Source organism: Streptomyces sp. NPDC046122, assembly GCF_056429965.1.
Map to the genome: position 1 here is coordinate 43,862 of NZ_JBWKLQ010000003.1, position 13,494 is coordinate 57,355.

The window sequence follows — 13,494 nt, forward strand, 5'->3', positions numbered from 1 at the left end:
CGGACAGTGTGCCCGCGACGGGCCGGGCCTAACAGGTTCCCGCACGTCAGAGGGCCGTGCGCCGCCACTTCTCCCGTACGACCACCGAGCTGAGCCGCCAGCCGTCCTCCGTGCGCAGGAGACCGAACGCGTAGCGGCCGCCGGACATGAAGTTGGGCTCGGTCGACGGTCGTGAGCTGTCGCGGGCCGCGCCGTCGGCGGGCGTGGTCTCCAGCCGCATCGGGTTCACGTAGTCGGCCCGGAGCGCCGCGCGGTCCCCGGCGGCGCCGTCCAGATGATCCAGCCGCAGCCGCCTGTTGACGATGAGGTGCTGGCGCACGGGGAAGAGGCGCATCGTGTCCGCCAACCAGTCGGCGAGCTCGGCCGCCGGTCCCTCGATGCCGCCGGCGGTGCGGTAGTCGGCCCGGCCGCCCGGGGTGAACAGGGCGCGGTACGCGGCCCAGTCGGCGTCGTCCACGGCCGCCGCGTAGTCGGTGACGACCGCGTCGACGGCGAGCCGGTCGATGATGGTGGCGAGTTCTTCCCGCTGCGTCATCGGCCCAGTCTCCGGCAGCGGGTGGCCCGCGCCAAGAGCCGCGCACGCGAGAGGGCGCCCCCGTGCGGCACGGGAGCGCGCGGCCGCGAAGGCCAGGCCTGCGAAGGGGTGGTGTGCGGCCGGTACGTGCACAGGGCCCAGACCACCACGGTGTCCATCTCCGGCCGACTGTGCCGGTCAGGCCGCTTCGACGACCTCGCCGCGTACGGCCGCGGCCCACTGCAGGAGCAGCGTCTCGTACTCGTCCGCGGGCCATGCCTCGTCGGCGCGCGACTCCACCAGAGCGCGAATCGCCTCGTTCGCCTCGGTCAGGGGGCGCACGGATCCAACCGGCGGGGGTGTGCGGTACATGAGATAAGACTACGTCCAAGCACTGACAGTGAGCACCCGATCGGCAGTGTCGTTCCTCGCACTACAGTTGATCGTCTTGCGCCGGCGACGGCGTCCAGCCGGTTACCCGCAGTCACCAGGAGATCGCACACCTTGTCCGAGCAGCGCGTCCACGTGCAATCCGTCCCCGGCCGTGGCGCCCCCGAGCTGCGCGCCGACTGCGAGAACTGCTTCGCACTGTGCTGCGTCGCACTCGCCTTCACGGCCTCCGCCGACTTCGCGGTCGACAAGGAAGCCGGTGACCCCTGCCACAACCTCCGGCCGGACTTCCGCTGCGGCGTCCACGCGCGTCTGCGGCCCGAGGGCTTCCAGGGCTGCACGGTGTACGACTGCTTCGGCGCGGGCCAGCGGATATCGCAGGTCACGTACGCCGGGCAGGACTGGCGCCGGGCCCCGGACACGGCGCGGCAGATGTTCGCACTGCTCCCCGTCGTACGGCAGCTCCACGAACTGCTCTGGTACCTCACCGAGGCGCTCGCGCTGGAGCCGGCCCGCCCGCTCCACGACGACCTGCGCGGGGCGCTGGCCAGGGTCGAGCGCCTCTCCCAGGGCAGCCCCGAGGAGATCCTCGCCCTGAACGTGGCCGCGTACCGGCAGGAGGTCAACGTGCTCCTGCTGCGTACGAGCGAGCTCGTGCGGGCCGGCGCCACGGGCGGGGCGGGCGGCTCCGCCGGGAAGGGCGGGAAGGGCGGCAGGAGGGGAGGGGCGAAGGCGAAGAAGAACCGCCGGGGCGCGGACCTCATCGGCGCGAACCTCAGGGGTGCCGACCTCAGGGGCGCCGACCTCCGGGGCGCGTACCTGATCGGCGCCGACCTCAGGGGCGCCGATCTCAGGGTGGCCGACCTGATCGGCGCGGACCTGCGCGACGCCGACCTGTCGGGAGCCGACCTCACGGGCAGCTTCTTCCTCACCCAGTCGCAGCTGAACGCGGCGAAGGGCGACGCCGGCACCGGGCTGCCGCCCGCGCTGACTCGCCCTTCGCACTGGTGAGGCGTGCCGGTCAGCCCGCCGACTCGCCCGCGTGGGGGCTCAGCGTGTCCGTGCCGACCAGGATGAACAGGGCGATGCCCAGGACGACCCGGTAGATCACGAACGGCATGAAGCTCTTGGTCGTGATGAACTTCATGAACCAGGCGATCACCGCGTACCCGACGACGAAGGCGATGAGCGTCGCGAAGATCGTCGGGCCCCACGAGACGTGTCCGCCCTCGCCCGCGTCCTTGAGCTCGAAGACCCCCGACGCCAGCACGGCGGGAATGGCGAGCAGGAACGAATAGCGCGCCGCCGCCTCGCGGGTGTAGCCCATCAGAAGCCCGCCGCTGATCGTCGCACCGGAGCGGGAGACGCCCGGGATCAGGGCCATGGCCTGGCAGACGCCGAAGATCAGGCCGTCCCGCACGCCGAGTTCCTTGAGCGTCTTGCGCTCCCGGATCGCGCGGTGCTTGCCGCCAGCCTCGTCGCGGGCCGCGAGGCGGTCGGCGATGCCCAGGACGATGCCCATGACGATCAGCGTGGTGGCGATCAGGCGCAGGTCGCGGAACGGACCCTCGATCTGGTCCTTGAAGGTGACACCGAGCACGCCGATGGGAATGGAGCCGACGATGACGAGCCAGCCCATCTGGGCGTCGTGGTCACTGCGCATCGACCGGTCGACGAGCGACCTGCACCAGGCGGAGACGATCCGCGCGATGTCCTTGCGGAAGTAGATGAGGACGGCCGCCTCGGTGCCGATCTGGGTGATCGCCGTGAAGGCCGCACCCGGGTCGTGCCAGCCGGCGAAGGCCGCCGTCAGCCGCAGGTGGGCGCTCGACGAGATCGGCAGAAACTCGGTGAGCCCCTGGACGAGTCCGAGGATGAATGATTCGAACCAACTCATGGGGCTAAGGCCGTCCCGATGTATTCGTGCAGCGGCGTGCAGCGTGCAGGCAAGTGCGGTCAGTCGGTGGGCAGCGTATCGCCCGAAGATGTCGGCGCTGCCGCAAGCCCCCGGCTGCGCAGTCGAATCAGAGGGGAACGGGCCCTACCGGAGTCCAGCCGGGGCCTGTGCGGGCCGCTCCCCGCGGGGAGCTCCCGGCCGCGCTTCAGGCGCCGGGCCGCTCGCCGCGCAGGCGGTGTCGCTTGCGCCACGCGACCACGGCGGCGGCGAGGCCCGACACCGCAATGAAACCCATGGCGATCAGGAACGCGGGGGAGGTCGGCGACGAGGCGCTGCTTCCCGCGATGACGTACGCCGCCGTGTTCGGGACCGAACCGATGCCAGTGGCCAGCAGGAACGGCAGCCACCCCATGCGGGAGATCGCGGCGCAGTAGTTGGCGGCCGCGAACGGCACACCCGGGAACAGCCTGATCGCCAGCATCGTGCGGAACCCGTGCCGGCTCAGCTGGCCGTCCGCCGCGAGCAGCGCCCGGCCGCGCAGCAGCGGGCGCAACGCGTCCTGCCCCAGCATGCGGCCGAGACCGAAGGCGATCCCGGCGCCGACCACCGTGCCCGCCACGGCGGCGGCGAGGCCCACCTGCGAACCGAAGAGGGCGCCCGCGGCCAGGTTCAGGATCGGACGCGGTACGAACGCCGCCGTGCACAGCCCGTACGCGGCGGCGAAGAGCACCACGGCCGCCGCGCCGCTCAGGTGCGGCGGCCAGCCCGCGCTCAGCAGCCGCTGCGGCTCGAAGACCAGCACGGTCGTCACCGCCGCCGCCAGCATCAGCAGGAGGAACGAGAGCCGGGACCACGGGGAGAGCAGCGTCCTGGTGCAGCGGACGGCGAACCCCACGGGCGGGGCGGCGGTGTCGAGCATCCGGGGAGACTAACCGACAAGCACATGTGATCGCCGTAACGCGCACCGCACGAGCCGCTCGAGCGGATAAATCGTTCGACGCGCCGGCGGGCGTCGGCGAAGATCAGCGCATGAACGGGCACGCCTTCCTCGCAGCACGGACCGCAGTCGCGGCCGCGCCGAAGGCTGCCCTGTCCACGCTCGCCGCAGTCGCGGCAGCCACCGCAGTCGCGGCATCCGTCGCAGTCGCCGCAGTCGCGACTGCCGCAGCGCCCCTCGACGGCGCCCGAAGCTGACCCTTCCCGGATCGTCCGGCGGACCCCACAGGGGGAGGGTCGGCGAGGCCCAGGGGTCCCCATCACGCTTCGAGCTTCCGAGGAAGTCACCATGCCCAAGACGGCATACGTGCGCACCAAGCCCCACCTCAACATCGGCACCATGGGCCACGTCGACCACGGCAAGACCACCCTGACCGCCGCCATCACCAAGGTCCTGAGCGAGCGCGGGACCGGCACCTTCGTGCCGTTCGACCGCATCGACCGAGCCCCCGAGGAGGCGCTGCGCGGCATCACCATCAACGTCGCGCACGTCGAGTACGAGACCGGCACCCGGCACTACGCGCACGTCGACATGCCCGGCCACGCCGACTACGTCAAGAACATGGTCACCGGCGCCGCGCAACTCGACGGGGCGATCCTCGTCGTGTCCGCGCTCGACGGGATCATGCCGCAGACCGCCGAGCACGTCCTGCTCGCCCGCCAGGTCGGTGTCGACCACATCGTCGTCGCGCTCAACAAGGCCGACGCCGTCGACGACGGCGAGGACGCCGTGCTGACCGACCTGGTCGAGCTGGAGGTGCGCGAACTGCTCTCCGCGCACGGCTACGGCGGTGACGCGGTACCGGTCGTGCGGGTCTCGGGCCTCCGGGCGCTGGAGGGCGACCCGCGGTGGACGGCGGCGATCGAGGCGCTGCTGGACGCGGTGGACACCTACGTGCCCGTCCCGGAGCGGTACACGGACGCGCCGTTCCTGATGCCGGTGGAGAACGTGCTGACCATCACCGGGCGCGGCACCGTCGTCACCGGCGCCGTCGAGCGCGGCACGATCAGGGTCGGCGACCGGGTCGAGGTGCTGGGCGCGGACACCGGTCCGCAGGCCAGTACGGTCACCGGCCTCGAGACCTTCGGCAAGCCGATGGAGTCCGCCGAGGCCGGCGACAACGTCGCGCTGCTGCTGCGCGGCATGCCGCGCGACGCGGTGCGCCGCGGTCACGTGATGGCGGCGCCGGACAGCGTCACGCCCACCCGTCGCTTCACCGCGCAGGTGTACGTGCTGTCGGCGCGTGAGGGCGGTCGTACGACGCCCGTCACGACCGGGTACCGGCCGCAGTTCTACATCCGGACGGCGGACGTCGTCGGCGACATCGACCTCGGCGCGACCGCTGTCGCCCGCCCCGGTGACACGGTCACGGTGACCGTCGAGCTGGGCCGCGCGGTGCCGCTGGAGCCCGGGCTCGGCTTCGCGATCCGCGAAGGCGGGCGCACGGTGGGCGCGGGGACGGTGACGGACCTGCTCGCCTGACCCGGACGACCCACCCGGCGGCCGGGGCGGCTCCCCGCCCCGGCCGCCCCTCGACCGTGCCGTCGTGCGCCGGACCCGCGCGACGGGCGGCCTTGGGCTCTGCCCGGCGGCGCGGGTACGGCGGGGAGCGGCGCTCCGGCGGGGGCGCGGCGCCCGCGCCGTCGCGGTCGGGGCGGGGTGCCGGGCGGCGCACAATGGTGGGGTGGACGCGCGTGGGGTGGACGAGCCGATACCGGTGATCCGGGACGTGGACGGGGGCACCGCCAAGCTGATGCCCGACGTGGACCGGCCGCGGGCCTGGCTGCTCACGGTCGACGGCGCGCCCCAGTCGTACGTCGACCTGGACGAGCCCACCCACCTGGAGTTCGAGTACGCGCGCCGGCTCGCCCACGTCGTCGACTGCGCGGCGGACGAGGGCGCGCCCCTCGACGTACTGCACCTCGGCGGCGGCGGCCTCTCGCTGCCCCGCTACACCGCCGCCACCCGGCCCGGTTCGCGCCAGGACGTGGTGGAGGCCGACCGGGGTCTGATGGCGCTGGTCGCCGAGCATCTGCCGCTGCCCGACGGCTCCGGCGTGCGGGTGCACGGCGCCGACGCGCGCCAATGGCTCGAGAGCGCGCCGGCCGCGTCCGCCGATGTACTCGTCGCCGACGTCTTCGGCGGTTCACGGGTGCCGGCGCATCTGACGTCCGTGGAGTACGCGCGCCTGGCCGAACGCGTGCTGCGCCCCGGCGGGACGTACGCCGCCAACCTCGCGGACGGCGCGCCGTTCGCCTTCCTCCGCTCCCAACTGGCCAACTTCGCCGCCGTCTTCGCGGAGGTGGCCCTGATCGCGGAACCGGGCGTGCTGCGCGGCCGCCGCTTCGGCAACGCGGTGCTCATCGCCTCGCACGGCTCCATCGACACGCCGGCCCTGGCCCGCAGGGCGGCCGCCGACGTGTTCCCGGCGCGCGTGGAGAGCGGCCCCTCCCTGGCGCGGTTCACCGGTGGCGCGGCGACCGTGCGCGACGAGGACGCGGTGGAGTCACCCGAGCCGCCCGGGGGCGCCTTCCACGTCGGTTGACACGGCCAGGGCCCCGTCCGTCCGGGCCACTTCCCGCGTACGGCGCGTCAACCGCCGTACATCCGGCACGAACAGCACCGCCGCCGTCACGAGCACCACCAGCGCCGCGCACCCCCACAGCGCCTCCCTGCGCCCCACGAGGTTCTCGACCGGGCCCGCCAGCGCCGTCGCGACCGGCAGCATCGCGACCGACCCGAACCAGTCGTACGCCGACACCCGCGAGAACTTGTCCTCCGGGATCTCCTGGTGCAGCGCCGTCATCCAGGAGACGCCGAACACCTCGATCGCGACGCCGCTGACGAACATCACCGCGGCCAGACCGGCCACCGGCAGCGGCACCGCGAGCGCAGCCGACGGCAGGGCGAGCGGGAAGACGCACAGCGTCCCGGCGAGCAGCAGCCGCCGGGGCTTCCACCGCATCATCACGAGCGCGCCGCCGACCGTGCCCACGCCGAAGGCGGCCAGCGCGAGGCCCCAGGGCGCCGCGCCGCCCAGTTCGTCCCGGGCGACCAGCGGCCCGTACACCGCCTCGGCGGCTCCGACGACGGCGACGACCACCGAGAACTGCGCCACGACGGCCCACAGCCAGGGCCGCCCGGCGACCTCCTGCCAGCCCTCGCGCAGGTCGGACAGCATCCCGCCGCCGGGCTTGCGGGGGAGGATGTGGCTCACGTCGAGGAAGGCGCGCAGCGCGCCGGCGAAGGCGAACGCGGCGGCGTCGACGGCGAGGACCCAGCCGGGGCCCACCGCGGCGATCAGCGCGCCGCCGAGCGCCGCGCCCCCGATGGCCGCGCCGTGCACGGCCATCCGGAAGAGCGCGAACGCGCGGTTGGCCTGTTCACCGCTGACGCTCGACAGGAGCATGCCCTCGGCCGCCGGGTTGAAGAACGCCTGGCCCGCGCCGCAGAGCCCGGTCAGCAGCATCATCTGCCACAGCTGGGGGTCGCCCGTCAGTACGAGGAGGGCGAACGCGGCCTGGGAGACGCAGTTGACGGCGTTGGCCGCGACCATCACGCGGTGGCGGGGGAGGCGGTCGGCCACCGCGCCGCCTATGAGCAGGAACAGGACGAGCGGCAGCGTACGGGCGGCGGCCACCAACCCCACGTCACCGCCGTCGCCGCCCGACTGGAGCACCGCGAACGCCGACGCGATCAGCGCACCGTGGGTCCCGAGGTTCGTCACGATCGCGGCGACGGTCAGCAGGACGTAGTTGCGGTCGGCCCACTCGGGGCGGCGAACACGGCGGGGAGCGGTGGCGGCAGTTCTCACCTCGGGACTATCGCTGCCGCCCCCCGCCCTTGCCAAACCGGGCGGCGCACCGGCCGGGATCAGCCGGCCAGCCGGACCGTGCCGAGGATCCGCTTGACGGTGGCGTCGGGCAGCTCGTCCTTGACGCCCTTGGAGGTGAACAGGCTCCACACGGCGAAGTCACCGTTCGCGTTCTTGAAGGCGAAGGCGATCGACTTGCCGTCGGTGTCGCACGTGGTCGCCTTCTTGACGCCCGTGACGGTGGCCACGGAGACGCTGCCCCTGAGCCCGGAGGCCGCGGTGTACGGCGCCGCCTCGGAGACCTTGACCGTGCCGGTCTCCTTCTGGTCGTACCCGCCGAAGACCCACGCGGCGGCCACGTTCTCGGCCTCGGGGCCGGTCTTGCTCGCTCCGTTCGCACCACGGGTCCCGGCCGCGCCGAGGATCGTGTTCTTGCCGCACCAGCCGCTCTTGAAGTACGCCGGGGAGGACATCGAGATGAGCGGCTTGTCCTTGTCGTCCGAGAAGCTGACCGTCAGGCCGGGCGACTTGACCTCCCACTCGGGCGGCACGTCGAAGGCGGTGCCGTACTTCGGGTTGGTCACGACCTTCCAGCCGGGAATCGTCGGCTTGGCCCCCTCGACCGACCCGCCGCGCGGATTCTCGGTGGCGGAGGCGGGAGCGGAGGGCTCCTCGGGCGTGGCGGACGGCGGCGCGGACGATCCTCCGCCGCCGGCCCGGGGGGTGTCACCCTTCTCCTCCCCACCGAGGACCACCACGCCGGTGACGACGGCCGCGGCGACGACGGCGGCGGCCACGGAGACGGCGACGACGGTGCTCCTCCTGCGGCTGCCGTCCGGCGGTGGAGGACCCGGCGGCATTCCGGGCTGCGCGTACTGCGGCGCGGCCGGCTGCTGGTAGGGGTTGGGCTGCTGGTACCCCGGCTGCTGGTACCCGGGCTGCTGACCACTCGGCGGGTACCCGGGCTGGTGCTGCCCGGTCTGCGGGTGGCCCGGGTACTGCTGCCCCGCCGGCTGCTGCCCCGGCTGCGGATACGGCTGCTGACCGCCAGGCTGCCGGTACGGGTTCTGGTGCGCGTCCTGCGGGTTCTGCTCGCCCCCGGGCGGCTGCTGTCCTGGCCACATGGCCCGTAACGATAGAGGGGTACGCCCGCCGCCGCGACGCCCGCCCCCGGAGGGATGGCCAAGCCCGCCTACTGGTGGGTAACATCGCGCCCCATGAGCGCAGATCAGATGTCCGTCGGCGAGATGCTCGTCGCCACGGTTCCCATGGCCCGTACCCTCCACCTCGAGTTCCTGGAGACCACCGCGGAACGCGCCGTGGTCCGCCTGCCGGACCAGGCCGACTACCACAACCACGTGGGCGGCCCGCACGCCGGCGCCATGTTCACCCTCGCCGAGTCGGCGAGCGGCGCCATCGTCATCGCCGCGTTCGGCGACCAGCTGAGCCGCGCCGTGCCGCTCGCCGTCAAGGCCGAGATCGGGTACAAGAAGCTCGCCATGGGCGTGGTCACCGCGACCGCGACGCTCGGCCGTCCGGTGGCGGACGTCGTGGCGGAGCTCGACGCCGGGCAGCGCCCCGAGTTCCCCGTCGAGATCGCCATCCGGCGCGAGGACGGCGCCGTGACGGGCGAGATGACGGTCGTCTGGACCCTGCGCCCCAACAGCTGATCCGCCTCCCCGTGTGACGGGTGCGACCTCACGCTCGCCGTCACGCCACGACGAGGTGCGGGTAGGCTGCCCGCCGTGTGCCACGGGGGCGCACGGCGGGCAGCCGCACCTTTTCGACGACAGGAACCGGCGTTGCACATCACGGAGTGGCTCGAGACCATCCCCGCGGTCAGCATTTACCTCCTGGTGGGGGTTGTCATCGGGCTGGAGAGTCTGGGCATTCCGCTGCCGGGTGAGATCGTCCTCGTCAGCTCGGCCCTGCTCGCCTCGCAGCACGGCGACATCGACCCGTACGTCCTCGGCGCCTGCGCCACGGCCGGCGCGATCATCGGCGACTCGATCGGGTACGCCATCGGCCGCAAGGGCGGCAGGCCGCTGCTGGCGAAACTGGGCCGCAGGTTCCCCAAGCACTTCAGCGCGTCCAACATCGCCATGGCGGAGCGCTCGTTCGAGAAGTGGGGTATGTGGGCGGTCTTCTTCGGCCGCTTCGTGGCGCTGCTGCGGATCTTCGCGGGACCGCTCGCGGGGGTTCTGCGCATGCCGTACTGGAAGTTCCTGATCGCCAACGTCTTCGGCGGCATCCTGTGGGCGGGCGGCACCACCGCCGTCATCTACTCGGTGGGCGTGGTCGCCGAGGCGTGGCTGAAGCGCTTCTCGTGGCTGGGCCTGGTGGTCGCCGTCCTCTTCGGCCTCACCTCCATGCTCGTGCTCAAGAACCGTGCGAAGAAGGCCGCCGCGGAGGCCGAGGCGCAGGCCGGGGCCGCCGCACCCGAGAAGGTCGCGGCGGCGGCCACCACCGACTGACGGCTCCCCGCCGCGGCTAGCCGGCGTGCGCCTCGCGGTGCCCCTTCGCCAGCTCCAGGTACATCGCCGCGTTCAGCTTGATGCCCTCGCGCTCCTCGTCCGTCAGCTCCCGCTTCACCTTGGCGGGTACGCCGGCGACCAGCGAGCCCGGGGGCACTCGCATGCCCTGGGGGACGAGCGCCTGCGCGGCGATCAGCGAGCCGGCGCCGATGTGCGCGCCGTTGAGCACCGTCGCGCCCATGCCGACGAGTACGTCGTCCTCGACCGTGCAGCCGTGCAGCACGGCGTTGTGCCCGACCGACACGCGGTCGCCGACCGTCACGGGGAAGCCCGGGTCGACGTGCACGGTGCAGTTGTCCTGGATGTTGCTGTCGGCGCCGAGGACGATCGGGCCGCAGTCGGCGCGCAGCACGGTGTGGTACCAGACGCTGGCGCCCGCGCCCAGGGTGACGTCCCCGATGACGACGGACGTCGGCGCGGCGAAGGCCGACGGGTCGATGTCCGGCTTCTTGCCGCCCACGCCGGTGATCAAAGCCTGCTCTGCCATCGCGTGCTCCTCGGTGCTTCGGTGCTGTCGGTCGCGCCAGGGGGAACCGTAAGCGACGCCCTTCGCTCCCGGGATGCCGGGTGGGGCGAACATCACAGCCGCCGCGAGGGGCCGCCCGCGCGCGGCCGACTACCGTGAGCGGGTGCCGAAGAACAGAAACACGTTCTCATCGTTGACCGCGTTCGCCGCCTGGCGCCGCCGCATGGTCACCGGCGCCGTGCACGGCGGCTGGCGCTGGGTGCAGCGGGCCGGAGCGGTCAGCGCCGAGAGCCCGGGGCGGCTGCGCTTCGGTGCGATCGGCGCCGGTACGAAGCTCGCCTTCCCGCAGGGGACCGTGTTCGGCGAGGAGTGGATCCATCTCGGCGAGCACTGCATCATCGCGGAACAGGTCACGCTGACGGCCGGCATGATGCCGGGCCTCGACCTCGGCCCCGATCCCATCCTGCGGCTCGGCGACGGTGTGGTCCTCGGCCGCGGCAGCCACGTCATCGCCGACACGACGGTGACCATCGCGAACGACTGCTACTTCGGCCCCTACGTGTACGTCACGTCCACGAACCACAGTTACGACGATCCGAACGTCCCCGTCGGCAAGCAGTGGCCGCGCACCGCACCGGTGGAGATAGGCCCCGGCTGCTGGATCGGCACGGGCGCCGTGATACTCCCGGGCGCCCGTCTCGGCCGCAACGTCGTCGTCGCCGCGGGCGCGGTCGTCCGGGGCGAGGTGCCCGACCACGCGGTGGTGGCCGGTGCGCCCGCCCGCGTCGTGCGCAGCTGGGACGCCGCGCGGGGCTGGCAGCCGCCGCTGCGGACGCCCGCGCCCGTACCGATTCCGGACGGTGTCACTCCGGAGCAGCTGGTGGCGCTGGCCGAGCTGGAGGCGGAGACCGCCGAGTGAAGCGGTAGGCCCGGCCGTCAGCCCAGCCGGGGGATCTCGATCGCCGGGCAGCGGTCCATGACCATGTCCAAACCCGCCGCGCGCGTGCGCTCGTACGCCACTTCGTCGATCACCCCGAGCTGGAACCACACCGCCTTCGCGCCGACCGCCGTCGCCTCGTCCGCGACGCCGCCCGCCAGGTCGCTGTTGACGAACACGTCCACGACGTCGACGGGGAACGGGACGTCGGCCAGTGAGGCGTACCCCTGCTCGCCGTGGACCGTCTCCGCCTTGGGGTGCACCGGCACGACGCGCTTGCCGTAGCGCTGCAGCACCTCCGCGACGCCGTACGCCGCGCGCGCCCGGTTGCTGGAGAGGCCCACGACCGCCCATGTGTCGCCGGACTGCGTGAGGATCTTGCGGATCGTTGCCGGGTCGCCGTACACGCCCTGCCTCCTGAGGTCGAAAGAGTCGCTGACCGTGGCCAACAGGCGGTGTCGCGGTGGCATTCCCCGGAACACGCACGAGCCGTTCACGGGCGCGTTGTTGTTCAACGTTGTACGGATGTGTATCGTCGCGACCTGTGACTTGAAGTTTCAAGTAACGCGGCCAAGCCGGTCCCCCACCCAGGCAACAGGAGAGAGCCCCTCACATGACTCCCCCCACCAGTACCCTCGGCGTACCCGTCGTCAGCGGCCCCGCAGCCGGCCGCACCTCTTCGCTCCACGGCTACGACGTCGGCCTCCTCGTGCTCCGCCTCGCCCTCGGCCTCACCATGGCCGCACACGGCGCGCAGAAGCTGTTCGGCTGGTTCGGCGGCGGCGGGCTGGAAGGAACCGGGCAGTTCTTCACCGCGAGCGGCTACCCGGCCGGTGAGGCGCTGGCCGCCGTGGCCGGCCTCACCGAGACCCTGGGCGGTCTCGGGCTCGCGCTGGGCCTGCTCACCCCGCTGGCCGGCGCGGCCGTCCTGGGCACCATGGTCAACGTGCTGGCCGTGAAGTGGGGCGGCGGCTTCTTCGCCCCCGCGGGCGTGGAGTACGAGGTGCTCCTCACGGCCGCCGCCGCGGCGCTCACCCTGACCGGCCCCGGCCGGTTCGCCGCCGACCGCTTCCTGCCCGGCCTGCGCGAACACCGTCTCGCGTACGGAGCCGCCGCCGTGGCCGTCGGCCTGGTGGTCGCGGGCGCGACCCTGCTGCTCCGGAAGTAACGCCCCCGCGGCCTGCGCATAGGGTGGGCCGAATGCAGGAGCAGTACCGGACCGTCGCCCGCGCGGGCTTGCACGAAGCCGAGATCAACAGATCGCGCTTCCTCTGCGCGCTCGCGCCCGCGGCGACCGAACGGGAGGCGCAGGACTTCGTCGCGCGCGTCCGCAAGGAGCACCCGGCGGCGTCGCACAACTGCTTCGCGTACGTCATCGGCGCGGACGCCTCCGTGCAGAAGGCGAGCGACGACGGCGAGCCGGGCGGCACGGCCGGAGTCCCGATGCTCCAGATGCTGATGCGCCGCGAGGTCCGGTACGCCGTCGCCGTCGTCACCCGCTACTACGGCGGTGTGAAGCTCGGCGCGGGCGGGCTCATCAGGGCCTACGGGGGTGTGGTCGGTGAAGCCCTGGACGCCGTCGGCACGATCACGCGGCAGCGGTTCCGGCTCGTCACCGTCACCGTCGACCACCAGCGCGCCGGAAAGCTGGAGAACGACCTCCGGGCGACCGGACGCGCCGTGCGCGACGTGCGGTACGCCGAGGCGGTCATGATCGAGATCGGTCTGCCGGAGGCGGACGTCGAGCCCTTCCGCGCCTGGCTCGCCGACACCACGGCGGGCACGGCGCGGTGCGAGGTCGGCGGCGAGGCGTACGGCGACGCCTGAGCGCCCCGGCCAAAACCGAGGTCCGTGGTGGGCGAGGTGCCGGACGGCGCTAACGTGGTCGGAGCTGACATTCAGGTCCGCGGCGGTCCGGTACGGCCGGCGCGGGCTCAGGGGGCGG

16 protein-coding genes are annotated in these 13,494 nt (G+C 72.9%); 8 read left to right on the forward strand and 8 right to left on the reverse strand.

Going from position 1 to position 13,494, the window contains the following annotated elements:
• Positions 1 to 46: 46 nt before the first annotated feature.
• Both AC07FK_RS09460 and AC07FK_RS09465 read right to left on the reverse strand, forming a co-directional pair.
• Positions 47 to 535, reverse strand: a complete 489-nt coding sequence (locus AC07FK_RS09460; RefSeq protein ID WP_479104038.1) for a nuclear transport factor 2 family protein — start codon at positions 533 to 535, stop codon at positions 47 to 49.
• A 177-nt stretch (positions 536 to 712) separates the two neighbouring features.
• On the reverse strand, positions 713 to 886 hold the full coding sequence (locus AC07FK_RS09465) for a hypothetical protein (RefSeq protein WP_453404082.1): 174 nt from the start codon (positions 884 to 886) through the stop codon (positions 713 to 715).
• Between the two features lie 132 nt (positions 887 to 1,018).
• Here AC07FK_RS09465 and AC07FK_RS09470 point away from each other — a divergent pair, with 132 nt between their 5' ends.
• A complete protein-coding gene (locus AC07FK_RS09470; RefSeq protein WP_479104040.1) occupies positions 1,019 to 1,915 on the forward strand; it encodes a pentapeptide repeat-containing protein in 897 nt (298 codons plus the stop codon).
• A gap of 10 nt (positions 1,916 to 1,925) precedes the next feature.
• Here the strand turns inward: AC07FK_RS09470 and AC07FK_RS09475 are convergent, their stop codons facing one another.
• The gene (locus AC07FK_RS09475) at positions 1,926 to 2,801 is read right to left on the reverse strand and encodes an undecaprenyl-diphosphate phosphatase (RefSeq protein ID WP_479104042.1); all 876 of its coding nucleotides are present in this window, start codon (positions 2,799 to 2,801) and stop codon (positions 1,926 to 1,928) included.
• 205 nt (positions 2,802 to 3,006) lie between these two features.
• Positions 3,007 to 3,720, reverse strand: a complete 714-nt coding sequence (locus AC07FK_RS09480; protein ID WP_479104043.1) for a TVP38/TMEM64 family protein — start codon at positions 3,718 to 3,720, stop codon at positions 3,007 to 3,009.
• Positions 3,721 to 4,086: 366 nt separating this feature from the next.
• Between AC07FK_RS09480 and tuf the strand changes: the two genes are divergently transcribed.
• Positions 4,087 to 5,280 (forward strand): elongation factor Tu, encoded by a 1,194-nt coding sequence (tuf, locus tag AC07FK_RS09485; RefSeq protein WP_479104044.1) that lies wholly within the window; start codon positions 4,087 to 4,089, stop codon positions 5,278 to 5,280.
• Between the two features lie 217 nt (positions 5,281 to 5,497).
• On the forward strand, positions 5,498 to 6,343 hold the full coding sequence (locus AC07FK_RS09490) for a spermidine synthase (RefSeq protein WP_479104940.1): 846 nt from the start codon (positions 5,498 to 5,500) through the stop codon (positions 6,341 to 6,343).
• On the opposite strand, the gene AC07FK_RS09495 is transcribed toward AC07FK_RS09490, so the two are convergent.
• Positions 6,305 to 7,612: an MFS transporter gene (locus AC07FK_RS09495; protein ID WP_479104046.1), complete on the reverse strand. Its 1,308-nt coding sequence runs from the start codon at positions 7,610 to 7,612 to the stop codon at positions 6,305 to 6,307. The two genes, AC07FK_RS09490 and AC07FK_RS09495, sit on opposite strands and share 39 nt — an antisense overlap.
• 59 nt (positions 7,613 to 7,671) lie before the next feature.
• A complete protein-coding gene (locus AC07FK_RS09500) occupies positions 7,672 to 8,736 on the reverse strand; it encodes a DUF8017 domain-containing protein (protein ID WP_479104047.1) in 1,065 nt (354 codons plus the stop codon).
• 108 nt (positions 8,737 to 8,844) lie between these two features.
• On the opposite strand from AC07FK_RS09500, the gene AC07FK_RS09505 reads away from it, so the two are divergent.
• Together AC07FK_RS09505 and AC07FK_RS09510 are read left to right on the forward strand one after the other, a co-directional pair.
• On the forward strand, positions 8,845 to 9,282 hold the full coding sequence (locus AC07FK_RS09505; RefSeq protein WP_479104941.1) for a DUF4442 domain-containing protein: 438 nt from the start codon (positions 8,845 to 8,847) through the stop codon (positions 9,280 to 9,282).
• 132 nt (positions 9,283 to 9,414) lie between these two features.
• A complete protein-coding gene (locus AC07FK_RS09510) occupies positions 9,415 to 10,086 on the forward strand; it encodes a DedA family protein (protein WP_479104049.1) in 672 nt (223 codons plus the stop codon).
• A gap of 16 nt (positions 10,087 to 10,102) precedes the next feature.
• Here AC07FK_RS09510 and AC07FK_RS09515 read toward each other — a convergent pair whose 3' ends face one another.
• A complete protein-coding gene (locus tag AC07FK_RS09515; RefSeq protein WP_479104051.1) occupies positions 10,103 to 10,633 on the reverse strand; it encodes a gamma carbonic anhydrase family protein in 531 nt (176 codons plus the stop codon).
• A 73-nt stretch (positions 10,634 to 10,706) separates the two neighbouring features.
• On the opposite strand from AC07FK_RS09515, the gene AC07FK_RS09520 reads away from it, so the two are divergent.
• On the forward strand, positions 10,707 to 11,531 hold the full coding sequence (locus AC07FK_RS09520; protein WP_479104052.1) for an acyltransferase: 825 nt from the start codon (positions 10,707 to 10,709) through the stop codon (positions 11,529 to 11,531).
• Positions 11,532 to 11,548: 17 nt separating this feature from the next.
• On the opposite strand, the gene AC07FK_RS09525 is transcribed toward AC07FK_RS09520, so the two are convergent.
• Entirely contained in the window at positions 11,549 to 11,956 is a 408-nt protein-coding gene (locus AC07FK_RS09525) for a CoA-binding protein (RefSeq protein WP_479104054.1), read from the reverse strand.
• A gap of 206 nt (positions 11,957 to 12,162) precedes the next feature.
• Here AC07FK_RS09525 and AC07FK_RS09530 point away from each other — a divergent pair, with 206 nt between their 5' ends.
• Both AC07FK_RS09530 and AC07FK_RS09535 read left to right on the forward strand, forming a co-directional pair.
• On the forward strand, positions 12,163 to 12,717 hold the full coding sequence (locus tag AC07FK_RS09530) for a DoxX family membrane protein (protein WP_479104056.1): 555 nt from the start codon (positions 12,163 to 12,165) through the stop codon (positions 12,715 to 12,717).
• A 32-nt stretch (positions 12,718 to 12,749) separates the two neighbouring features.
• The gene (locus AC07FK_RS09535; protein WP_479104058.1) at positions 12,750 to 13,376 is read left to right on the forward strand and encodes a YigZ family protein; all 627 of its coding nucleotides are present in this window, start codon (positions 12,750 to 12,752) and stop codon (positions 13,374 to 13,376) included.
• Positions 13,377 to 13,494 lie beyond the last annotated feature (118 nt).